This window comes from Pantoea sp. X-Soil-YNGN-775, from assembly GCF_059730575.1.
Map to the genome: position 1 here is coordinate 246,920 of NZ_AP035946.1, position 22,030 is coordinate 268,949.

The window sequence follows — 22,030 nt, forward strand, 5'->3', positions numbered from 1 at the left end:
ATTCTATGCTTAGCGAAAGAAAGTTATTGCTGCCAGACCGAATCCCGCACATTTCTCGCCCGATTAAGCAGGCCGGGCGCATAGCAGCGGTCAGCGATGACCTGCTGCTCACGAATAATCGCCTGGTTCATCCACTGGGTCTGATGACGGCGCCGCGCTAATAAACCGCTTGAGGCCCGGCAGCCTCTGGCGCGGCGGAACAGGTTTCTCGACGGCATTTCGCGCCAGATGGCGCAGCATTACATCAGCACAATGCCGAACCGCTTTAACAGCATCGCCCAGAGCGCAAACAGCAGCAGCGTCAGGCCACAGCACAGGACCAGCGTCAGCCAGAAGCCGGTACGCTGATAGAGAAACGGAAACAGGATAAACATCGGCAGGGTCGGCACCACATACCAGAAGGTGTACCAGGCGTGGGCAGAAATTTTCTCCGCCGTCTGGCCTTCCAGCTTCATCCACACCAGCACCAGCACGGTGACCAGCGGCAGGGCGGCAAGCATCCCGCCGAGCCGATCGCTGCGTTTGGCCGTTTCGGAGATCAGCACCACCATAAAGGCGGTAATCGCATATTTTGACACCAGCCAGAGCATATTTTTCCTCATTAATCAGTGAGCCGCTAGCCGGAGGCGGCAAATCCGCTCGCCCGGTGCTTATCAGCAAATGAAACATCAGCAGGCGATGAAGGTTAGCACAGACCTGCGCTGCGCTTGGGGATGGAGCCAGGTTGTCAGGCAGCAGGTTAATTAACCCTACCGCCAGTCAAACCGCTCAAGGCCCTGAAGCACGTCTTATCCGCCGTGTCAGTGCGCCGGTAGCGAAGGTCTGCCACAAATGCAAAAGCTGTGCATCTGTGCATCATGCGAACATTAAAATTAACCCGGCCAGTGAGCTTTTGTTAGCGGCTTACCCCTTGATTGTTCATATGTTCATCTCTGCATCGGTTTGCTGAGACACACCTCACAACCTCAACGATGAATACCCTTTAGCCCGTTAATTGTGATTGTACTCACAATCGGCAGTCAAAAAATAAGCGATAAAATATAACAAATGAACAACATTGGTTCATATGCACGCAGTGACCGCTGCTGTTAACGCTAATGAAATAAGGGACGACAATGCCTGCTCATACCCTGCGCTTCAACGGTGACAGCCGACCGTTTCCCTCTACGGGATAGATTACCCGTTACGTTGCATCGCGTCGCCTGACAGCGACCCCCAACCTCTGACCTGAACACACAAGGTTCATCTATGAAAAACCGCTACAGTACGAAAATACTGGCGCTTTTTTGCGCCCTGTCATTTCTGATGTATGTCGATCGCGTCAATCTGTCGACGGCTGCCGGGTTGATCAAGCAGGATTTAGGCCTCAGCAATACCGATCTCGGGCTTATTTTCTCCGCGTTTGCCTATACCTATTTAGTTTTCCAGATCGTTGGCGGCTGGTTTGTCGATCGCTACGGGGCGCGCAAAACTATCATTATCTGCGGCAGCATCTGGGTAGTCGCTACCGTCTGTACCGGCTTTGCCGGCGGTTTCGCCTCACTGTTTCTGTCACGGATGTTGTTAGGCATTGGTGAAGGTGCCGCGCTGCCTTCTCAGGCGCGTGCCATGACCTTCTGGTTCTCCAGCGAAAAACGTGGTTTCGTCCAGGGCATCACCCACTCCTTCTCCCGCTTTGGTAATGCTGTTACACCGTCATTGGTGGCGCTGCTGGTGATGCTGCACTCCTGGCGCTTCTCGTTTATCGCATTAGGGGTGATCACCGCGGTATGGCTGGCATTCTGGATCGCCGGATTCCGCGATAATCCCCATCTGATCGCCGACTTGAGTGAAGAGGAGCGCAAAGTTCTGCCGAAACCGGATGCCAGCCTGACGGTTAAAACGCCCACGCCGTGGAAGGCGCTGCTGAAACGTATTGGCCCGACGATGGGCGTCTATTTCTGCTACGGCTGGACCGGCTGGCTGTTTTTTACCTGGCTGCCCACCTTCTTTATGAACGGTCGTGGCATGGATCTGAAATCGTCCGCGCTGTTTACCTCGGCGGTCTTTCTCTCCGGCGTGGTCGGCAACACGGTCGGTGGGGTAGTCAGCGACCGGATCCTGAAACGCACCGGCAATGTGGTCGCTGCGCGGCGTAACGTGATTATCTTCAGCTTTCTTTCGGCCGGATTACTGCTGATACCGGTGATCGGCTCCACCGATATGACCGTGATTACGGTCTGCCTCGGCCTGGCCTTTTTCTGCCTCGAACTGACGATTGGTCCGATCTGGGCGGTACCGATGGAGATCACCCCTAAATATGTCGGGGTCGCCAGCGGGCTGGTGAATGCCGGATCGGCGGTGGCGGGGATAATTTCACCCATTCTGTTTGGCATCATCATCGACAAAACCGGTAACTGGAGCCTGCCATTTTACGGCTCGGTGGTGCTGCTGATGGTGGGCATCGTGCTGACCTTCTTTATGCGTCCAGATATTCCCTTGTCTGAAGATGCTCCTTCTCGCGGCGCGGTTGAGCCGGTTAAAAATGCGTATCACTGAGGAAATCCTGATGAAAAAACCTTCTGTTGCACTGGTGCTGGGCGATCCGGCAGGTATTGGTCCGGAGCTGGTGGCGAAAGTGCTGTCACAGCCGGCGCTGCGCGCGCTGGCTAACGTGATTATCATTGCGGACCGCCATGAGCTGGAAAAAGGCATGGTGATTGCCGGTCAGCGTTTCGACTATGACGAAATCACTGATACTGCAGCAATTGCGTTCACCGCCGACAGGCCGCTGCTGCTCAATCACGACTGGTCCCGGCGCACGCCGTTCCACTACGGCAGCGCCAGTGAACAAAGCGGCGTTTATATTCTGGAGACGCTGGCCCGTGCCGTCGAATTAACCCAGCAGGGTATAACCCAGGGGATCTGCTTCGCGCCGCTGAATAAGCAGGCGATGCACATGGGTGGGCTGAAGCATCGCGATGAGCTGCACTGGTTTGCTGAGCTGCTGAAGTTTGACGACTTCTGCTGTGAGGTTAACGTAGTCGACGACCTGTGGGCGGGACGCGCGACGTCGCACATACCGTTCCGCGATATCGTGAAAAACCTCAGCGTTAACGGCGTGGTGGAGACGATTTCACTGATGGATCGTACGCTGCGACAGGCGGGCATCGCTGCGCCTAAAATTGCGGTGCAGGCGCTTAACCCGCACGGCGGCGAGAATGGCCTGTTTGGCGATGAGGAGCAGACGATTATCCAGCCGGCGATGTCGCAGGCCAGAGCGCTGGGGATTGACGTTTACGGGCCCTACCCGGCGGACACCACCTATAAAGCGGTGGAAACCGGCAAGCTGGATGCGGTGGTATCGATGTACCACGACCAGTTCGCCACGGCGCTAAAAATGCTGGGCTTTGAGCGCGGCGTAACGGTTCAGGGTGGGTTGCCGGTCCCGATTGCCACCGCTAACCACGGCACCGCCTATAACCTGTATGGGCAAAATCTTGCCACGCCCTCGGCGTTTGAGAATGCCTTCCGCCTGCTGGTAAAAATGGCCGGCAGTGCCGCTTAAGATGGCACAGTGATCCCGGCTGACTGCCGGGATCGGTCGGTTTAACGGGATCGGATCGTCGCGGACCCGACCGGAACAACCTCGCCTGAACGCGCCGCGCCAGTAACCGTCTGCAACAGCTAACCAGACGGCGGTGGCGCGGCAGATTCCCGGTTATTCTCTGCCGCGCCGCTGCCTGAAAATCGTTAACTTCGCAGAATGAGGTTAATCACCGATGCGGTTACCCTGCTGATCAATCACGCGCTCTCCGTCCTCTTTACTGAACGCGCCTTGCTGCCGATCCGGCAGAATATCCAGCACCTGCTCAGAAGGACGGCAGAGCCGGGTGCCGCGCGGCGTCACCACGATTGGGCGGTTAATCAGCAGCGGATAAGCCAGCATCGCGTCCAGCAACGCATCATCACTCAGCTGCTGATCCGCCAGCCCCAGCTGCTGGTAGGGCTCGGTATTCTGGCGCAGCAGGGCGCGCACGCTGATGCCCATCTCTGCGATCAGTTTTTTAAGTGTTTCGCGGGTTGGCGGCGTCGCCAGATAAAGGACGATTGCCGGCTCGACCCCGCTGTTGCGGATCAGGGCCAGGGTATTACGCGAAGTGCCGCATTCCGGGTTGTGATAAATAGTGATGTCTTGCATAAAGTATTCTCCATTACGGAACGGCACTGGCACGTTCCGCTTGTCAGCTCAGAAAGAGAGTCGCAGCGCCAGCGCCGTCAGCGTAACCAGCAGCACCGGCAGCGTCATAACGATCCCCACGCGGCAGTAATATCCCCAGCTGATGGTGATGTTTCTCTGCGCCAGAACGTGCAGCCACAGCAGAGTCGCCAGGCTACCGATCGGGGTAATCTTCGGCCCCAGATCGCAGCCGATGATATTGGCGTAGACCATCGCCTCTCTGACTACGCCCTGCGCGCTGCTGCCGTCGATGGAGAGCGCGCCCACCAGCACCGTCGGCATATTGTTCATCAGCGAAGAGAGCAGGGCGGTAAGCAAACCGGTTCCCAGCGTGGCGCCCCAGACGCCATGTTCAGCGAAGCGGTTCAGCACGGCGGAAAGGTAGTCGGTCAGGCCGGCATTTTGCAGGCCATACACCACCAGATACATGCCGAGCGAGAAAATAACGATCTGCCAGGGCGCGCCTTTCAGCACCTTGCCGGTATCAATCACCCGACCACGACGGGCCACGGCCAGCAGGATAGCTGCCGCCACCGCCGCCACCAGGCTGACCGGCACTCCCAGCGGTTCCAGGCCGAAGAAACCGACCAGCAGCAGAATCAAAACCAGCCAGCCAGCGTTAAAGGTGCGGCGATCCCGAATCGCCTCGCCGGGTGACTTCAGCTTGCTCAGGTCATAGCTGTGCGGGATATCCCGCCGGAAAAACCGCAGCAGCATAACCAGAGTGGCAGCAACCGAAGCGAGGTTAACCGGCACCATCACCGCAGCATAGTCACTGAATCCGAGCCGGAAGTAGTCCGCCGTCACGATATTCACCAGGTTTGAGACGATCAGCGGCAGGCTGGCGGTATCGGCAATAAAGCCTGCCGCCATCACAAAGGCCAGCGTTGCGGCGGGGCTGAAACCCAGCGCCAGCAGCATGGCAATCACAATCGGAGTCAGGATCAATGCCGCCCCGTCATTGGCAAACAGCGCAGCGACTGCCGCCCCCAGCAGCACGATCGCTGCGAACAGCCGACGGCCTCTGCCGCCGCCCCAGCGGGAAACGTGCAGCGCGGCCCATTCAAAAAAGCCGGACTCATCCAGCAGCAGGCTGATGATGATCACCGCGATGAAAGTGGCGGTGGCGTTCCAGACGATGTGCCAGACCAGCGGGATATCGGCTATCTGCACCACACCGCTCAGCAACGCCAGGGCGGCACCGAGCGTGGCGCTCCAGCCAATGCTTAATCCTTTGGGTTGCCAGATAACCAGCACCAGGGTGAGGACGAAAATCGCGCTCGCCAGAAACATAGCTTCTCCTGTTGAATAGCGTCACCCGGCCAGCCGGGCTGTAGATACTGAAGCGAAACATATGCGTTATTTCGAATATGTAAGGGCAAAATTTTTAGATGCAGATCGGCTTGCCGTTGGTGGTGGCATTGTCGCGCTCGGCCTGCTGACGAAGCAGTCGAATCTCATCCTGCTGGCTGAGATAAGCCTGCTCGATAATCATGGCGGCCCAGGCAGGCATATGGGGAGACAAACGATAGTGGATCCATTTGCCGTCGCGCCGGTCGATAAGCAGCCCGTGTTCCCGTAATAAAGCCAGATGACGGGATATTTTCGGCTGGGGCTGTTGCAGCGTCGACGCCAGCTCACAGACGCACAGCTCGCCTTTTTCACGCAGTAATAGCACCAGATAAAGTCGGGTTTCGTCAGAAAGGTTTTTGAACAGCTGAAGCGGGGTGATTTGCGACATGATAGCATCCTGTGACCGTAGCCGATCAGTGTCAGACTTTCGCCACGCCGGGTCAATAACATATTTATTTTTTCGAATTTGTTTTTTGATGGCTGGCAGCATGCAGCGGCGGAGGTAATCAGCAGCGCCGTGCTGAAACAGCCTATCGACAGTGCTGCTGGCGTGACAACGCCGGTTACCGCACCCTCCACAACATTAACCGGGCAGCAAGGCGTGGCGCGTCGGCCATCGCTTGCCAGCGGTTGACTGTGTCAGCGTGCTGAAACTGTCAGTACAGGGTGTTTTTCAACCGCTCCGGCAGGGCTTTATCATACGCCTCGCCATCGATCGCTTTACCGGCGATCTGGTTCAGGATACTGCCGGTGCTGGGCAGTTGCTGACGCTCAATCTGTATCGCCGGGTCCCATAATCTGGCGCGGATAATGGCGCGACTGCACTGGAAAAAGACGCTCTCTACCGCAATGCGCAAGACGGTTTTGGGGGATTGATTGTTGACGGCGAAGCGGGCCATCAGCGCTGGATCGCTGCTGATTGTCGCCTTGCCGTTGACCCGCAAGGTCTCGCCAATGCCTGGTATCAGAAACAGCAGCGCCACCCGGTTGTCGTGCAGAATATTGCGCAGGCTATCGATGCGGTTATTGCCTCGTCGGTCGGGCAACAGCAGCGTGCGCTCATCTTCTATTTCAATGAAGCCCGCCGGATCGCCGCGCGGTGACACGTCCAGCCCGTCCGGACCGGAGGTCGCCAGCGCCACAAACGTTGAGGCTTCGATAAACGGGCGATAAGACGGATGAATATGGTCAGTCACCTTGGCCAGTGAAGGTGTTGCCACCGCGCCGTAAATCCGCTCCAGTTCTGCCAGCTCAGTAATCGAGGTTTTCTCTTCAGTCATCTTATCCACTTCCGTTTTAATCGGGGATGTCCGCTACAGATTATGGCTAACGTCGCCGGGTTTCCACACCTCATGCCGGGTCACTCACCTCAACCCGCGGGCGGCGAAAGAGTGTAAGTAAGCGTGAGCGAAGGCTTTAATAAAAACACCGTATTGATATAAAAACAGCGGGACGTGTCAGTTGTTCGCAGAACCACAATAAAAATGTTAAAGGGGATGCCAGATGGTAAAAAAAACCACACCAGAGCAACGGCGTGAATTAGGGGCTTTTTTGATTAGCCGGCGGGCGAGGTTAAATCCGCAGGAATATGGGCTGCCGAAAGGCGCGCGCCGGACGCCCGGCCTACGCCGCGAAGAGGTGGCGATTCTGGCTGGCGTCAGCGTCAGCTGGTATACCTGGCTGGAGCAGGGCCGCGAAATTAAGCCCTCTGCCGACGCGCTGCAGCGAATCGCCAGCGTGCTGAAACTCAACCGGGTCGAATCATCCCACCTTTTTGCGCTGTCGCCCAGGGAACAACCGGTGCCGCGTCAGGCCGATTCGGGGGTGACGGAAGGTCTCGATATGCTGGTCAGGGCCATCGATCCTATTCCGGCTTACGTGCGCAATGCCCGGCTGGATATCCTCGCCTGGAATGACGCGATTGCCGACCTGTTCATCGACTACGGCTCGCTCAAGCCGCACGAACGCAATACGCTGCGGCTGCTTTTTCTCTATCAGCCCTATCGCACCCTGATCCTCGACTGGGAACAGATGGCGCGCGGCATGATCTCGGTTTTTCGCGCCTCCCGGGCGCATGCCCAAAACAAAGCTCCGTTTGATGCGCTGATCAAAGAGCTGTCAGACAACTCACCGGAGTTCCACGAATGGTGGCAGGACACCGACGTGCAGGGCATGAGCGAAGGCAGTAAGCGCCTGATGCACCCGGTTTCCGGACACATCGAATTCACCTACGTGGCGTTAACCCCTGAGGGCAGACCCGACCTGTCACTGGTGACCTATATCCCCCGACACGTAGCCAGTGACTGCCAGTAATAGGATAACAACACGCCTTCCTGGGCTGAAATGAGATGCCTAAGATGGATTTAACGCAGCACAACCGCGCTGCATTTCATCTCTCAGGAGGCAGTCAATATGTCATCTCAATCAGCCCGACCCGATTCAGTTTCCGCTCCGCTGGCGGTATCACGCAATCCCGCCACCGATGAGCTGATCGCCACCTATGCCGGCCAGACGGCGCAACAGATAGAGCAGCTGCTGGAGCAGAATGCAGCAGCATTTCGCATCTGGCGGGCCACTCCGCTGCGTGAGCGGGTGGCGGCTTACCGTCGCCTCGCAGTGGTGCTACGTCAGCGTTCTGACAACCTGTCGGCCTTGATCAGCGCAGAAATGGGCAAAACCCTGAAGGCTGCCCGGGCAGAAGTAGAGAAGTGCGCCGTCACCCTTGAATGGCTGGCGGAAAATGGTCCGGCGGTGCTGGCCGACGAACCGGTGGCTGTTGATAACGACGATCGGGTGTATGTCTCCTGGTTGCCGATTGGCACCGTACTGGCGGTGATGCCGTGGAACTTCCCGTTATGGCAGGTTATTCGCGCGTCAGGTCCGATTATGCTCTCCGGCAATGGCTTCATCCTGAAGCACGCCCCGAACGTTATCGGCTCTGCTTATGCCCTGCAGGACGCTTATGAAGCCGCCGGTTTCCCGGTGGGGTTATTCACTAATTTGATTGCTGACAATGACACCGTTGCGCGGGTCATTGAAGACGATCGTGTGGCGGCGGTCACCTTAACCGGCAGCCTGCGTGCCGGTTCAGCGGTGGCGGCCATCGCCGGTAAGGCACTGAAAAAAAGTCTGCTTGAGCTGGGCGGTTCGGATGCCTTTATTGTGCTGGCCGATGCCAATATCGACCTGGCGGTGAAGGCAGCCGTTGAGGCCCGCTTCCAGAACGCCGGGCAGGTCTGTCTGGCCGCCAAGCGGTTCATTCTGGAAGCCCCGATTGCCAGCGAGTTTACCCAAAAGTTTGTTAAAGCGGTCAGCGCGTTGAAAGTGGGCGATCCGCTCGATCCGCAGACCGATATCGGGCCGATGGCCAGAAAAGATCTGCGCGATGAACTGCATCATCAGGTTGAACGCACCCTGTCGGCCGGTGCCACGCTGCTGCTGGGCGGAACAAAGCTGGCGGGAAGCGGCAATTTTTATGCGCCGACGGTGCTGGGGAATGTGGTGCCAGGTATGGCGGCCTTTGATGAAGAGACCTTTGGTCCGGTCGCCGCCATCAGCGTGGCGGAAAATGCTGAGCACGCCATTGAACTGGCGAACCAGAGTGATTACGGGCTGGGCGGCAATCTCTGGACCGGTGACGTGACGCGTGGACAGCGGCTGGCGCGCCGGATGGAAACCGGCGGCGTATTCATCAATGGTTTCTCCGCCACCAATGCCCGCATCCCGGTCGGTGGAGTGAAAAAGAGTGGCTACGGTCGCGAACTCTCCCATTTCGGCCTGCGGGAATTTACCAATGCGCAGGCAGTCTGGGCTAAACAGCCGGTCTGAGCCGGGACGCGTCGGTTACGGCAGCTAACGGCCTGCTGGCCGTTATTGCCGCCCGATCCGGCGCGCGTTGCAGATTATTTAAATTAAACAATACGCTGGCGATGACCCGCTCCGGCAGGACGCGTTACGCCGCAGAATCGCATTCAAAACTGATAAGGTGAATCACATGTTTAAAAAATCAATGGCTTCAATCGCGTTAGGTCTGGTTATGTCGGTGTATGCAGCGTCCTCTCTGGCGGAGCCGGTAAAAAATATTGTGCTGGTCCACGGGGCTTTCGTTGATGGTTCTGGCTGGAATCCGATCGCTAAAATACTGGGCAAAGCGGGATACAAGGTTTCGATTGTGCAGGAACCGCAAACCTCACTGGCGGATGACGTCGCTGCGACCCAGCGCGTGCTGAAAATGCAGAGCGGGAAAACCCTGCTGGTGGGCCACAGCTACGGCGGGATGATTATCAGCGAGGCGGGTAACGATCCTTCGGTGGCGGGGCTGGTGTATATCGCGGCGATGGAACCGGATGAAGGTGACTCGTTACTGAGCCTGGCGAAAAAATATCCGCCTGCTGCGCACTCTATCGCGGAAACTGACGATCACTTTCTCTATCTGAAACCTGAATCGTTCCACGCTGACTTTGCCGCGGATTTACCGGTAAAAGAAACCGATCTGCTGGCGCGTTCCCAGGTGATGCCAGCCGTCGCGGCGTTTAATGCACCTGCAGGCAAACCGGCATGGAAAACCAAACCAAGCTGGGCGGTGGTCGCCAGCACCGATCGGGCGATCAATCCTGAACTGGAGCGCTTCATGGCTAAGCGGGCTAACAGCAAGGTGACTGAACTGAAAGGGAACCACGCCATTTACGCGTCACAGCCGCAAAAAATCGCCGCCATCATCGAAGGCGCAGCAAAATCATTAAACTAACCTGCCATCACCAGCAGAAGCAGCGATCGGTCTGCTTCTGCTGTGCAGTTATCCGCGTCGTTCTCTGACCTTACCCGCTGTTGCCTGACACCGCCGGTGTTGCCAGCAGAGAGCTAACGGCTTATCCCGCGCAGTCGCTCCCGGCCCAGATAGCGGGTTTTCGGTGATGCCATGGAAACGCGCGCTCCAGCTGACCTGCCAGTTTCAGTAACACCGCCTCCTGATTAAAACCGGCTATAAATTGCATGCCAACAGGCAGCTGATTTGCCGGACTGAATCCCAGCGGGACCGACATCGCCGGCGTGCCACAGACGTTAGCCAGCGCGGTAAACGGCGAATGATCAAACACGTGATGCATCCAGCCGCGCCCATCCAGCTGATGCTGTTGCTGATTGTACTCACCCAGCCGCGTCGGTAACGCTGGCAGTACCGGCGTCAGCAGCAGGTCGTACTGCTGATAAAACTGCGCCATCTTCTGCGTGACGCTGTTACGCATCTGCATCGCCGCGATGAAATCCGTTGCCGTCAGGCTATGGCCCAGTTGCCACAGCGCCAGATTGGCTGGCTCCAGCGTTTCGTGGTTGACCGGTCTGTTCATCGCGGCCGCCAGTGCATCTATCCAGGCGGCGGTATTTGCCGCCCAGAAGCGGCTGTTCATTTCAACAAACGACTCCCAGCTGCCGATTTCCAGCGAAACCTCTTCAACCTGATGGCCCAGCGAAACAAGCTGTGCGACGGTCTGTTCCAGTGCGCCAGCGACTTCCGGCGCAGTGCGGGCGCCATTCAGCGGATGCGTCATGACACCGATTTTTAGCCGGCCGGGATCCTGAGTGACGCAGGCGCGCAGGCTTTGCGCGGAGGCGGGAATGGTGAAGGGATCGCCGGCCTGGTTGCCCTGAAGCGCATCCAGTAACGCCGCGTTATCTCTCACCGTGCGGCTGAGAAAGCCATGCACTGCAAGCCCGGACCAGACTTCATCAACATCCGGCCCCATGCTGAAGCGGCCACGGCTCGGTTTTAAGCCAAACAATCCGTTTGCTGAAGCCGGAACCCGAATCGATCCTCCGCCGTCGGTGGCATGCGCTGCTGGCACCATACCGGCCGCCACTGCCGCCGCCGAGCCGCCGCTTGAGCCGCCCGCACTGTAGGCCGGATTCCAGGGCGTAGCGGTTTCCCCCTGAAAACGCGATTCGGTGGTGGTGCTGGTGGCAAGTTCCGGGGTGGTGGTACGTCCCAGTAACAGCAGACCGGCCTGGCGCATGCGGTGCGCGAGGTTTGAATCGTGAGGCGAAACGTGACCGGCCGCCAGACGGCTGCCCAGTTCGTTACCGCGACCTTTAACGGAAATACCCAGATCCTTGACCAGCATCGGCACTCCCTGAAACGGACCGTGCGGCTGGCTCTCTTCCTGCTGCCAGATTTCAATCACGGCATTGACCTCAGCGTTAACCTTATTGATGGCGTTAATCGCGGCGGCTTTGACTTCTGCGGGCGTGACGTCGCCCTGGTTAATCAGCTCAGCGAGGCCAGTAGCATCGCAGGCGGTGTATTCTGAAAGTTTCATAAGGGTCCGGTTAGTGGCTGACAAGACGAACAGCGACTGTGCGTGTATACTGTTTAGTATCGAGTGATACCGATCGGTATCGTAGTATACTAATTAGTATCGTTGCAAGGAGTGAAGAGTGACGAGAGAGATCCAACCGCGATTGCCGCCGCGAGAACGCATTCTTCAGGCTGCTGAAAAGCTTTTCTATCAGGAAGGCATTAACCGGGTGACGGTAGATGCGATAGCAGAACAGGCAGAATCGACTAAGATGACGCTCTATCGCCACTTTGCCTCTAAAGAAGTGCTGGTTCTGACGTGGATAGGACGATTGATTGAAGATTACAGTCAGATCTTTGATCGGCTTGCTGAGCAGTTTCCTGACAATCCGGCCGCGCGGATTAAGGGATTTGGCGAGTTTATCGCCGCCAATCTCAGCGGGACGCTGAAGCGTGGCTGTCCGTTTACTAACACCCTGGCGGAAACAACCGGGCATTATGCTGAGGTCAGGGCGCTGATATTTGCCCATAAGCAGCGGCAATTTCACCGGCTGGTGGCGCTTTGTCGCGAAGCCGGTGCCAGTCAACCGGAAACAGCGGCCAAAGAGATCACCCTGATGCTTGAGGGACTGCAGGTGGTGGCTCAGAATGCAGGATTCGACGGCGCGGCTGAGTTTGTGCTTGAGAAGTTAAACGCGATGGTAAAAGCATTCTGATAATCAAGGAGACAGTGATGCGTGCAGCAATAACCACAGTCACATCGACAGAAATTTATCGAAACCGCTGGATGACGCTCAAAGAAGATCAAATTCTGCGGGCTGACGGCAGCCAGGGCATCTATTCGGTGATTGAGAAAGACGATTTTGTCGTCATCGTTGCGGTGCAGGATGATGAAATCTATCTGGTCGAACAGTACCGTTATCCGCTGGGGAAGCGCACGCTGGAGTTGCCCCAGGGAAGCTGGGAGCACGCGCCAGATGCCGCCCCGGCGTCAATTGCTGCTGGCGAATTGCGTGAAGAGACCGGTCTGGTGGCGGGAAAGCTGGACTATGTCGGCTACCAGAAACTGGCACAGGGGTACTCTTCTCAGGGTTACCATATTTTTCTGGCGACAGAACTCAAGTTTGAGGGGCAACAGCTCGAACAGGAAGAGCAGGATCTGCAGGTAAAAAGCATCAAAATAGCCGCATTCAGGCAAATGATCCTCGAGGGAGAGATATCTGACGCTACCTCGGTGACCGCCTTTCTGTTGACCTCGGCAAAAAACCTGCTCAGCAGTTAGCCAGACCGCAGGCAGGCGGGCAAAACAGACCCTTTCGCCGCCTGCTGAAGACGATGCTAAGGCCTCTTCACCTGAGTCAGATTAGCGGGTGTCAGCGACAAAATATTCCCGCTAGCCTCTGGTGATTAATGGCGCATTAACGGTTGTTGCGGTGGGTTAATACCACGCAGCGGCAGCCCGGTAGTCTGACATCTCTGCTGAGCGAAGAAAGCAGCAACTGTAAGGTGTCAGCACCTCCTTAACCGAATGCCGGCTTCACGGGCTGGCGTAGTTTCCCGACCGGCAGGCCCCAGTGAGTTACCCTTCAGGTCATTAAGCGTAGTACCATATTAAAGTGCATGACGCCTTGCTATCCTGTTGAATGGTCAGGCTAGCGGTTTTTTATTCATATTTAATGCTGGGCTTACCAGCGAATCCTCAAACGGTTGGCTTATAATTAATCAGCTTACATGCGGCCACATTTAATTTTTTATATCGCTTCGCTTAATTTCTGAATAATATTCAGGCGATGGCTTTTTATTCGCCAGAATTCGATGTTAAACGAAAGTTAAATAAAATTATTCCTGATTATTCAATTTGGTTAAAATGTGATGCTGATCACATATTTCACATTTCAGAAATTTATACCTTTGGTGAAATTACTGTACAGTTTTATAAATTAAATAATTGAAATGTAATTAAATTTAATTTTGCTAAGACAGTTTTAGCCAAAAAGCCAAACGGCAAAATGACTTTATTTGATTAAATATTTTTCTTGAAAATAATCGCTTCAGTTTTAATATTTAAATTGTTCTGGTGGGGTGTTTGTTTATTTGTGTACATTCAGTTGAGGTGAAATTATGCAACAACAAAAACGGCGTGGTGGATCGGGTAATTTTGCCGAAAATCCGGAGCGGGCGCGCGAGGCGGGACGCAAAGGCGGACAGATAAGTAGCGGAAACTTCAAGAATAATCCGGAGCGTGCGGTTGAGGCGGGTCGACTAGGGGGTAAAGTGAGCCGCAGGCCGCCTGCGGAAAAAGCCGCCGGATAAAGTCTCAGATCGAAAATCCTGATGCTGTAATTTTAAGCGTTAATTTAACGAGATTAAGATAAACCATGCCCGGAAATTCTGGGTCAGGCTTTCCTTATACCTGGCAAGAGAGCAGTGGCAATTATTTTATCGTGCTGGGGCCGGTATGCGAGATAATAATAGCGAACTGCTGGAACACTTTCTGAATAGAATGAACCTTAACGACGAGGATGCCGCACACGCGCTGGTGGTGGGGGTGCTTGTTTGTGAGTTGATGCGCTCGGGTGAAGCCATTAACCGGAAGACGCTGTGTTGTAAATTAGTCAGACAGCTTGAGCTCTGTCAGTCAATGGAGGAAGAACGCACCTATTACCGGACACTTCGCCTGCTTTTTGGCCGGCAGTAACGTTAGCGGCCCAGGAGAACTGTTTTCAGATAATGATCTTATTTCCTGAAAAGGGAGTCAGGAAAGATCCACGCTTCCTTTGGTGGAAGAAATCGTGATGTGATTTTTACGCCATTGTTAGCGTTCAGCCCGTATTGACGGGCTTTTTTATTCCGACAGCTGACAGATTGATCCTCCGGCTGTTATTTACCGTTTCGGACGATGAAGGCTGGCGATTCTCAGGTGATGTTCAGCTTACTGTTCAGCGTAAAGTCTGAAAGCGGGTCAGATAACGGCTACGCAGGCATCCGGGTGACCCGAATGCCTGCCCGCAGGGTGAAAGCGCGTTAACGGATTTTGCCGTATTGTTCGTCAGTGACATGTTCCAGCCACTCGACGACTTTTCCTTCTTCATTTTCCTGGATAGCGATATGCGTCATGGCCGTGGTTGCACTCGCGCCATGCCAGTGTTTTTCAAACGGGGGGATCCAGACCACATCACCGGGCTTAATTTCCCGTGCGGTTTCGCCCCAGGTCTGAACATAGCCGGAACCTGCCGTGACGATCAGTGTCTGACCGCGCGGATGGGTGTGCCAGGCCGTCCGTGCACCGGGCTCAAAGGTTACGGCACCGCCACTGGCGCGGGCAAATTCGTTGGCCGGAAACAGCGGATCGATACGCACGGTACCGGTAAACCACTCTTCCGGACCGACCATTGAAGGCTGAGAGCCACATTTGAAAATATCAGTCATTTTATTGTTCCTTACTGATTCAGGGTGAGTAATGTTTGTTGTATCGGCTGCTGCATCAGGGGGCAGCGGATTTACTGCACGGTATAGCCACCGTCAACGGCCAGTGCATGGCCGACCACAAAGCTGGCACCCGGACTGCACAGCCACAGCACGGCTGCTGCCACTTCCTCCGGCAGGCCGAGACGACCAATCGGTTGTAGCTTCAGCAATTCATCCATCGCTTCGGGCTCTTTTTCCAGCATCTTCCCGACCATTGGCGTGCTGATGATGCCCGGACAGACCGCGTTAATCGTAATGCCGCGCGCGGCGTATTCCAGTGCCGCACTTTTGGTCAGACCCAGCACACCATGTTTGGAAGCGTGATACACACCGCGGCCGGCAATACCGACCAGTCCGCCGAGAGAGGAACAGTTAACGATGGCACCCGATTCCTGAATGCGCATCTGCTGAAGTTCATATTTCATACAGTTCCAGATGCCACGCAGATTCACCGCATTAACCCGATCGAACTCCTCTCCACTGGCATCGGCTGTTTCAGCCACCGGGCTTTGAATTCCGGCATTGTTATAAGCCGCATCGAGTCGGCCAAAAGCCGTCACCGCCTGGTCGACCACATTTTTAACCTGTGCCTCATCGGTCACGTCGCACACTACTTCAAGCAGGGGATAACCTTTATCACGTAGCGACTCTGCCGCCTGTGATAAGGCCTGCGGATTAAAATCAGCCATAACCACTGCCGCACCCGCTTCACAGAAAGCGCGGGCGGTGGCAAAACCCATTCCGGAGGCTGCGCCGGTTACCAGCGCAACTTTTCCGCGATAGTCATAATTAATCATCTTAGTCCCGGATAGTGATCAGAATCAGAGTGAGTAGCCTGGTTTTTTATAGAGCCTCGCCAGGCTGGGCAAAATAATCGGATCGTAAACTTCTGCTTTCCAGTTAGCCGCACTGACGCGGGTGAGCGTCAGGGAGATCGCGGCCTCATTGATATTCAAATGACGTATCAGTACCGCACACAGATCTTCAACCATGGCGTCAATTTCTGTCTCCGTCATTTGCTGCGGATTAAACGTCAGGCTTAAATGCGGCATCGCTGATCCTTAATGATTTTGTTAAACAGGGGAACAGTGACGCCTGTTCCGCTAAAAGAGTCTGGGCTGAGAACGCTGCGCAGTGAAGCGCGCTGTCGGAAATAAGCTTATGAGTGCTATTCATCAATAACGGCAACGGCATGCGCGGCAGGTGTATTATCGGCGTGGCGGGGTGGCGTAATCACCCCGGTCAGCTGAGGCAGTCCGCCCGGCCGGCGCTGGATAGCGCTATTGAGAATGACAACCGGCGGCCAGGGCGGCGACTAATCTGCGGAAACAACTCTGCGGAAACAACCTCAGGCTTTGCCGCGGTATCTGACCGCATCGACAAAGGCCACGAAGGCAGAGGAGGTATGGCGGCGGTTGGGATAGTAGAGATGAAAACCTTCAAAGGTCGGGCTCCAGTCGGCCAGCACTTCAATCAGCGTGCCGTTTTCGATGTGCGGTTTGGCCATCGCTTCCGGCACATAGGCCAGACCGATACCATCCAGCGCGCCATTCAGCACGTGTACGATGCTATTGGAGATGAGCGGTCCGTTGACCCGGATATTCAGTTTGCGTCCCGCTTTTTCAAACTCCCAGGCATAAACACTGCCGGCAGGCGAATGGCGGATATTAATACAACGATGCTGGGCCAGATCCTGTGGAATAACCGGTAACGGGTGGGCGTTAAAATAGCCGGGTGTCCCTACCACCGAAAGGCGCCAGTCTGGCCCCATGCGAACCGCGATCATATCTTTACTGATTGATTCGCCCAGCCTGATGCCGGCATCAAACCGTTCTGACACGATATTAGTGAAGCCATAATCAATCGAGATTTCTACGCTGATATCGGGATATTTCTCCAGAAACGCCGGCAGCATCGGACGTAATAACCCTTCGGCGGCATCGTCTGAACAGGTAATACGAATATTGCCGGCTGGCGTATTACGTAATTCACCGATGCGCTCAATTTCATGATTGATCTGCTCAAATAGCGGGGCGACAGATTTCAGTAAGCGTTCTCCGGCCTCGGTAGGCGCGACGTTACGCGTGGTGCGCGCCAGCAGGCGAACCCCGACCCGCTCTTCCAGATTACGGATGGTGTGGCTTAAAGCCGACGGGCTGACGCCCAGACCCGCCGCCGCTTTGGTAAAACTCTTCTCGCGCGCAACAGCAATAAATGCCTGTATATCATTCATCGGTTCAGTCCTTTATTTGTGAGTTATATTCACAAGCAGATGCAGATTATCCGATCTAATCAGCCACCACCATCGCCTTTATGATTAACCCGACGGTAGCGATGGCGAATTAACAGCGGGCTATCCATACCTATGTCGGCAGAGCGCGGGAATAAGCGCCACCAGGCCGCGCTATTTGTGAATTGAATTCATCAGGGCATTCAGACCAGCGCTATTAATCCTGCGCTTAATTTTTGTCAGGATAATCTGCCCGCTTAATCATGTTATTCATCTTTTTCTCTGCTGCCGTCTTTTGTTGCGCGTTGGGCTAAATGCGTCTTAGCGATTAATTGACTTCCGGGCAATGTCACCCCTCTGGAGCGGAAAACCTATGGAACTGCACGTTAATAATCAAACCTATCAAACCGATGCCGAGGCGGATACGCCGTTGTTGTGGGTGATTCGCGACGATTTGGGGATGACCGGCACCAAATATGGCTGCGGCCTGGCGCAATGCGGCGCCTGTTCGGTATTGGTGGATGGCCAGATCGTCCGATCCTGCGTGACGCCGGTAGAGAAGGTCGCCGGTAAACAGATCACCACCATTGAAGCCATTGAGGACGATGAAGTGGGCCGGCGGGTGGTGGACGCCTGGGTCAATCTTCAGGTGCCCCAGTGCGGCTACTGCCAGTCGGGGCAGGTGATGGCGGCAACGGCACTGTTAAAACAGACCCGCCAGCCAACGGATGAGCAGATTGCCGCAGCGATGATCAACCTGTGCCGCTGCGGCACCTATAACGCGATCAACGCTGCCGTCCATCGGCTGGCCGCTGAAGGAGAGAAAGCATGAGCCGCCGCATGCCTGATACCAGGACGTTTGGCGAACAGCCGGTCAATCTCTCCCGGCGTCGTTTTCTGATTTCGGGTAGCGGTCTGGCGGGCGCGCTGGTGCTGGGCGTCGGGCTGCCGGTCGGACAGAGCCGTGCACAGTCCGCCGCGGCCGCAATGCCAGCCGGTACCCGGGTACCGGCCTTTCTGGAAATACGCGCGGACAGCTCAGTGAAATTTCTGTCGCCCTTTATTGAAGGCGGGCAGGGGATTTTCACCGCCATGGCGCAGATTGTCGGTGAAGAACTGGACGCCGATCCGGCATCCTTCGTGGTGGAGAACGCGCCGCCAGGTTCGCAATATCAGGTAATGGATAACGGGATGCGCATCACCGGCGGAAGCCAGTCGGTGCGGACCAGCTATACCACCATGCGACGGCTCGGCGCGCTGGCACGACAGATGCTGATCGAGGCCGCTGCCGCTGAACTGGCGGTGCCGGTGACCAGCCTGCACACTGAGCCGGGACGGGTGATCCATGGCGAATCAGGGCGCTCATTACGCTATGGCGAACTGGCTGCGCGGGCGCGTGAGCTGCCGGTACCCTCAGTCGATTCGGTCAGCCTGAAAGATCCCGATCACTTTCGCTGGATTGGTAAGCCGGTTCAGCGACTGGATATGCATGAAAAATCGACCGGCAAGGCGATTTACACCATCGACTGCCGGGTGGATAACATGCTGCACGCGGCCGTACAGCACGCGCCGCGACTCGGTCTGACGGTGGGTACGCTGCGCAATGCCGCACAGGTCAGCGCGATGAAAGGCGTGCATTCGGTTCATCAACTGCCCGGCGCCGTCGCGGTGGTGGCCGAACGCTGGTGGCAGGCGAAACGTGCGGTTGAAACGCTGCAGGTTGAGTGGCTGGAGCCAGAGACGCCAGACGGCAGCTATATGCCCGCTGACTTCTCCTCTGATGCGTTCGCCGCCGTGCTGGCTCAGCAGCCTGGCGACGGGGAAAACGCTGAGGTTCGTGGCGACCTTCAGCACGGACTGGCTGAGGCGAAGAGCACCTTTAGCGCCCACTACCAGAGCCAGTATCTTAACCACGCCCAGCTTGAGCCGCCGTCCGCGCTGGCACGTTTTAATTCCGACGGCTCGCTGGAGTTGTGGATCCCCAATCAGGCACCGGAAATGTTCCAGGCCGACGTGGCTAAGCGTACCGGCCTCAGCCCGGATAAGATCATTATCCATTCCCCGCTGCTGGGCGGATTTTTTGGCCGTCACTTCCTCTATGAGTCCGCGATGGTCTGGCCACAAGCCGTCCAGCTGGCCAGGGCGGTCGGGCGACCCGTCAAACTGATCTGGAGTCGTGAAGAGGAGTTCCTGCGCGATACCCATCGCCCGATGGCCGCGGTGCGGTTTCGTGCCGGACTGGATGCCGACGGCTACCCGCTGGCGCTGGAGGCGGTCAGCATCTGTGAAGGGCCGACCGAGGGGCTGGCCGGTCAGCACGGCGACACGCTGGATCCTACCGCGGTGGAAGGGTTATCGGGCAAAGCCTACGCCATTCCGCACGTTCGTATCGCGCAGATTTATCATAAAGGCCCGGTGCGGCTGGGTTACTGGCGATCGGTCGGCAATTCGATGAATGACTTTTTCTATGAATGCTTCCTCGATGAAATTGCCGAGCGGGGCAGGCTCGATCCGATGGCGCTCAGGCTGCATCTGCTGCAGGGCAATGCGCGTCTGACCACGCTGTTGCAGACGGTGGCCGATCTTTCCGGCGGCTGGCAACCCGGCCCGTATACCGCCGCGGACGGCAGCCGTCGGGCGCGGGGCGTGGCGATGGCGTCACCGTTCGGAACCGAGGCCGCCGCAATCGCCGAGGTCTCTATCGAAAACGGTGAAGTCAGAGTGCACCAGATTTGGCAAGCAATCGATCCGGGTAGCATCGTGAATCCGGCGATCGTCGAGGCGCAGGTCAACGGCGCCGTGGCGCTCGGGCTCTCTCAGGTGCTGATCGAAGAGAGCGTTTATCAGCACGGACAACCGGTGGCGCGTAACTTTGATATGTATCCGATTTTGCCTCCGTCGCGTATGGCGAAGGTGCAGGTCCGCATTGTCGAGAGCGGGGCAAAAATGGGCGGAATCGGTGAGCCGCCGCTGCCGGCGGTTCCGCCTGCCGTCGTCAATGCGGTCTCACGTCTGACCGGTGAGCGGGTGCGTAGCATGCCGCTGTCCCGGATTACCTTCAGCTGAGCTACATCGTAAAGGGAATGCACTATGAAACATAAAAAGCTCAGCCTGACATTGCTGGCAGCCGTCGTAGCCGCCAGCGCGACTGCTCTCTGGCTGTTTAAAACCCCGGACTCGCCGTTTGACCGTGCCAGTCCGGCAACGTCAGCGCCATCTGCCGATCTGATCCAGCGCGGCGAATATGTCGCCCGGCTCAGCGACTGTGTTGCCTGTCACAGTACGCCAGGCAGCGCACCGTTCAGCGGCGGGCTGGCGATGGCCACGCCGGTCGGCAAAATCTACACCACCAACATTACGCCGGATGATGACAGCGGTATCGGACGCTATTCGCTGGCCGATTTTGATCGCGCGGTGCGTCACGGCGTGGCACGCGACGGGCATCGTCTCTATCCGGCTATGCCGTTTCCCTCCTATCAAAAACTCTCCGATCAGGATATCGCCGCGCTCTATGCCTTTATGATGCACGGCGTGAAGCCCGCATCCCGTGCCAATACGCCGTCCGATATCCCCTGGCCGCTCAATATGCGCTGGCCGCTGGCGTTATGGCGCGCGGCTTTCGCGGCGGGTGAGCCATGGCGGGAGAACGATGAGCAGAGTGCGGCCTGGAATCGCGGCGCTTATCTGGTGGAGGGGCCGGGCCACTGTGGCAGTTGCCACACCCCGCGCGGGCTGGCGTTTAATGAAAAAGCGCTGGATGCCAGCAGCCCGGATTATCTTGCCGGAGCCTTACTGGATGGCTGGTATGCCCCCAGCCTGCGCAATGATGCCAACAGCGGATTCAGTCGCTGGAGCGAAGACGATGTGGTGACCTTCCTGAAGACCGGCCGCAATCAGCACGGCGTGGTGTTCGGTTCGATGACCGACGCATTCAACAACTCAACCCAGTTTATGCACGATAGCGACCTGCAGGCGATTGCGCACTATCTCAAGTCTCTGCCGCCCGGCAGTAACAACGCCGGCCCGCGCTGGCAATACCCGTCACAGACCAGCCAGCCCGCGCACAACGATCAGCCCGGCAGTCAGATCTACACCGCGCGATGCAGCAGTTGCCACGGTGCGGATGGTCGCGGCCAGGCACCGTGGATCCCACCACTGGCGGGCGCGAGCTCAATGCAGGTCGATCCCGCTTCGGCGATTAACGTGGTGCTCAACGGCTCGGCGCGGGTGGTGTCGCAGGGGATACCCGATGCCTACCGGATGCCGCCTTATCGTAAACAGCTCAGCGATCGGCAGACGGCGGAGGTGCTGAATTTCATTCGCAGCGCGTGGGGCAATCAGGGTGAAAAAACCGACGCCGGGGCGGTGAAGGTGATGCGCGAAAAAACCGATCCCGCCAGCAGCGAGGTGATTATTTTACAGATGCGCTAAGCCGGCAGGTTGCGGTTGCGGTTGCCGGGTTGCTGTTACC

General features: G+C 56.7%; 23 protein-coding genes. 12 read left to right on the forward strand and 11 right to left on the reverse strand.

The window, feature by feature from the left end:
• Window positions 1-23 precede the first annotated feature (23 nt).
• On the reverse strand, window positions 24-218 hold the full coding sequence (locus tag AC6I8I_RS21040) for a hypothetical protein (RefSeq protein ID WP_312054114.1): 195 nt from the start codon (window positions 216-218) through the stop codon (window positions 24-26).
• A gap of 21 nt (window positions 219-239) precedes the next feature.
• Window positions 240-590 carry a DUF3147 family protein gene (locus tag AC6I8I_RS21045; protein ID WP_497828919.1) on the reverse strand — a complete coding sequence of 117 codons (351 nt, stop codon included), beginning with the start codon at window positions 588-590 and terminating at the stop codon, window positions 240-242.
• Between the two features lie 658 nt (window positions 591-1,248).
• Between AC6I8I_RS21045 and AC6I8I_RS21050 the strand changes: the two genes are divergently transcribed.
• Window positions 1,249-2,538 (forward strand): MFS transporter, encoded by a 1,290-nt coding sequence (locus tag AC6I8I_RS21050; protein ID WP_497828871.1) that lies wholly within the window; start codon window positions 1,249-1,251, stop codon window positions 2,536-2,538.
• A 10-nt stretch (window positions 2,539-2,548) separates the two neighbouring features.
• A complete protein-coding gene (locus AC6I8I_RS21055) occupies window positions 2,549-3,547 on the forward strand; it encodes a 4-hydroxythreonine-4-phosphate dehydrogenase PdxA (protein WP_497828872.1) in 999 nt (332 codons plus the stop codon).
• A gap of 204 nt (window positions 3,548-3,751) precedes the next feature.
• Here AC6I8I_RS21055 and arsC read toward each other — a convergent pair whose 3' ends face one another.
• From arsC to AC6I8I_RS21075, 4 genes are all read right to left on the reverse strand, one after another.
• Window positions 3,752-4,180, reverse strand: coding sequence for an arsenate reductase (glutaredoxin) (gene arsC, locus AC6I8I_RS21060; protein ID WP_312053872.1), 429 nt, complete (start codon window positions 4,178-4,180; stop codon window positions 3,752-3,754).
• A gap of 48 nt (window positions 4,181-4,228) precedes the next feature.
• Window positions 4,229-5,512 carry an arsenic transporter gene (locus AC6I8I_RS21065; RefSeq protein WP_497828873.1) on the reverse strand — a complete coding sequence of 428 codons (1,284 nt, stop codon included), beginning with the start codon at window positions 5,510-5,512 and terminating at the stop codon, window positions 4,229-4,231.
• 94 nt (window positions 5,513-5,606) lie between these two features.
• Window positions 5,607-5,960, reverse strand: coding sequence for a metalloregulator ArsR/SmtB family transcription factor (locus AC6I8I_RS21070; RefSeq protein WP_312757922.1), 354 nt, complete (start codon window positions 5,958-5,960; stop codon window positions 5,607-5,609).
• A gap of 268 nt (window positions 5,961-6,228) precedes the next feature.
• Window positions 6,229-6,852 carry a pyridoxamine 5'-phosphate oxidase family protein gene (locus AC6I8I_RS21075; RefSeq protein WP_312053878.1) on the reverse strand — a complete coding sequence of 208 codons (624 nt, stop codon included), beginning with the start codon at window positions 6,850-6,852 and terminating at the stop codon, window positions 6,229-6,231.
• 223 nt (window positions 6,853-7,075) lie between these two features.
• On the opposite strand from AC6I8I_RS21075, the gene AC6I8I_RS21080 reads away from it, so the two are divergent.
• The 3 genes from AC6I8I_RS21080 to AC6I8I_RS21090 all read left to right on the forward strand — a co-directional run bounded on the left by AC6I8I_RS21080 (window position 7,076) and on the right by AC6I8I_RS21090 (window position 10,319).
• Entirely contained in the window at window positions 7,076-7,885 is an 810-nt protein-coding gene (locus AC6I8I_RS21080; RefSeq protein WP_031377718.1) for a helix-turn-helix transcriptional regulator, read from the forward strand.
• A gap of 99 nt (window positions 7,886-7,984) precedes the next feature.
• Window positions 7,985-9,400: an NAD-dependent succinate-semialdehyde dehydrogenase gene (locus AC6I8I_RS21085; protein ID WP_031377717.1), complete on the forward strand. Its 1,416-nt coding sequence runs from the start codon at window positions 7,985-7,987 to the stop codon at window positions 9,398-9,400.
• Window positions 9,401-9,566: 166 nt separating this feature from the next.
• Window positions 9,567-10,319, forward strand: coding sequence for an alpha/beta hydrolase (locus AC6I8I_RS21090; protein WP_312757925.1), 753 nt, complete (start codon window positions 9,567-9,569; stop codon window positions 10,317-10,319).
• Window positions 10,320-10,440: 121 nt separating this feature from the next.
• Here the strand turns inward: AC6I8I_RS21090 and AC6I8I_RS21095 are convergent, their stop codons facing one another.
• Window positions 10,441-11,883: an amidase gene (locus AC6I8I_RS21095; protein ID WP_312053884.1), complete on the reverse strand. Its 1,443-nt coding sequence runs from the start codon at window positions 11,881-11,883 to the stop codon at window positions 10,441-10,443.
• A 118-nt stretch (window positions 11,884-12,001) separates the two neighbouring features.
• Here AC6I8I_RS21095 and AC6I8I_RS21100 point away from each other — a divergent pair, with 118 nt between their 5' ends.
• The 4 genes from AC6I8I_RS21100 (at window position 12,002) to AC6I8I_RS21115 (ending at window position 14,559) form a co-directional block, all read left to right on the forward strand.
• Window positions 12,002-12,577 (forward strand): TetR/AcrR family transcriptional regulator, encoded by a 576-nt coding sequence (locus tag AC6I8I_RS21100; RefSeq protein ID WP_312053885.1) that lies wholly within the window; start codon window positions 12,002-12,004, stop codon window positions 12,575-12,577.
• A gap of 17 nt (window positions 12,578-12,594) precedes the next feature.
• Window positions 12,595-13,143, forward strand: coding sequence for an NUDIX domain-containing protein (locus AC6I8I_RS21105; protein WP_312757928.1), 549 nt, complete (start codon window positions 12,595-12,597; stop codon window positions 13,141-13,143).
• Between the two features lie 839 nt (window positions 13,144-13,982).
• Window positions 13,983-14,174 carry a con-10 family general stress protein gene (locus tag AC6I8I_RS21110; protein ID WP_072051044.1) on the forward strand — a complete coding sequence of 64 codons (192 nt, stop codon included), beginning with the start codon at window positions 13,983-13,985 and terminating at the stop codon, window positions 14,172-14,174.
• A gap of 145 nt (window positions 14,175-14,319) precedes the next feature.
• Window positions 14,320-14,559 (forward strand): biofilm development regulator YmgB/AriR family protein, encoded by a 240-nt coding sequence (locus tag AC6I8I_RS21115; protein WP_084227913.1) that lies wholly within the window; start codon window positions 14,320-14,322, stop codon window positions 14,557-14,559.
• 326 nt (window positions 14,560-14,885) lie between these two features.
• Here the strand turns inward: AC6I8I_RS21115 and AC6I8I_RS21120 are convergent, their stop codons facing one another.
• From AC6I8I_RS21120 to AC6I8I_RS21135, 4 genes are all read right to left on the reverse strand, one after another.
• Window positions 14,886-15,290 (reverse strand): (R)-mandelonitrile lyase, encoded by a 405-nt coding sequence (locus AC6I8I_RS21120; protein WP_031377662.1) that lies wholly within the window; start codon window positions 15,288-15,290, stop codon window positions 14,886-14,888.
• Window positions 15,291-15,361: 71 nt separating this feature from the next.
• A complete protein-coding gene (locus tag AC6I8I_RS21125; protein ID WP_497828874.1) occupies window positions 15,362-16,126 on the reverse strand; it encodes an SDR family oxidoreductase in 765 nt (254 codons plus the stop codon).
• Window positions 16,127-16,150: 24 nt separating this feature from the next.
• Window positions 16,151-16,381 carry a tautomerase family protein gene (locus AC6I8I_RS21130; RefSeq protein WP_497828875.1) on the reverse strand — a complete coding sequence of 77 codons (231 nt, stop codon included), beginning with the start codon at window positions 16,379-16,381 and terminating at the stop codon, window positions 16,151-16,153.
• Between the two features lie 296 nt (window positions 16,382-16,677).
• Window positions 16,678-17,562, reverse strand: coding sequence for a LysR family transcriptional regulator (locus AC6I8I_RS21135; protein ID WP_497828876.1), 885 nt, complete (start codon window positions 17,560-17,562; stop codon window positions 16,678-16,680).
• Between the two features lie 370 nt (window positions 17,563-17,932).
• On the opposite strand from AC6I8I_RS21135, the gene AC6I8I_RS21140 reads away from it, so the two are divergent.
• From AC6I8I_RS21140 to AC6I8I_RS21150, 3 genes are read left to right on the forward strand one after another with little or no spacing between them, the layout of a single operon-like run.
• Complete coding sequence (locus AC6I8I_RS21140) at window positions 17,933-18,391, forward strand: (2Fe-2S)-binding protein (RefSeq protein ID WP_312053894.1); 459 nt, start codon at window positions 17,933-17,935, stop codon at window positions 18,389-18,391.
• The gene (locus tag AC6I8I_RS21145; protein ID WP_497828877.1) at window positions 18,388-20,625 is read left to right on the forward strand and encodes a xanthine dehydrogenase family protein molybdopterin-binding subunit; all 2,238 of its coding nucleotides are present in this window, start codon (window positions 18,388-18,390) and stop codon (window positions 20,623-20,625) included. The genes AC6I8I_RS21140 and AC6I8I_RS21145 overlap by 4 nt, the downstream gene beginning before the upstream one ends.
• Window positions 20,626-20,649: 24 nt before the next feature.
• The gene (locus AC6I8I_RS21150) at window positions 20,650-21,990 is read left to right on the forward strand and encodes a c-type cytochrome (protein WP_497828878.1); all 1,341 of its coding nucleotides are present in this window, start codon (window positions 20,650-20,652) and stop codon (window positions 21,988-21,990) included.
• The last annotated feature ends 40 nt before the right edge of the window (window positions 21,991-22,030 follow it).